The sequence below is a fragment of the Parendozoicomonas verongulae genome (genome assembly GCF_009711465.1).
GTDB lineage: Bacteria > Pseudomonadota > Gammaproteobacteria > Pseudomonadales > Endozoicomonadaceae > Sansalvadorimonas > Sansalvadorimonas verongulae.
In genome coordinates, this window is sequence record NZ_SMME01000370.1 from 1 (window position 1) to 360 (window position 360).

At 48.6% G+C, this 360-nt stretch carries 1 protein-coding gene; it reads left to right on the forward strand.

The features are described 5' to 3' along the window. Window positions 1–87: 87 nt before the first annotated feature. Window positions 88–360: RING finger protein (locus E1189_RS26060; RefSeq protein ID WP_408014665.1), on the forward strand; the 273-nt coding region annotated here is incomplete at its 3' end.

Consider the following 360-nt stretch of genomic DNA (forward strand, 5'->3'; position numbering starts at 1 on the left):
GAAATGCTGGAGCCCGTGTTTTTTTCTGCGCCTGAACCATCAGCACCATCAGAACAAGGCAGAACCACCACTGGGGCGACAGCCTATATGGAATGCCCGATCTGTATGGACTCAATGGAAGATGACTGTGTGTTAACGCCCTGTTGTGGCCAGATATTTCACAGGGCGTGTATTGTGCAGTGGGTGGAGGCTAATAAAAACCAGTGTTCCCATTGCAGAAGGTCGCTCTCTATTAGTCAGTTAAGGGATGTCAGGGCACCGCGTATTGTTGTGGAAGGAGGGGATGAGCCTGAAGAACCAAAGACAAATGGGAGCAAACCAAAAGAAAATCCTTCAAGAGACAATGAAAAAGACACACCC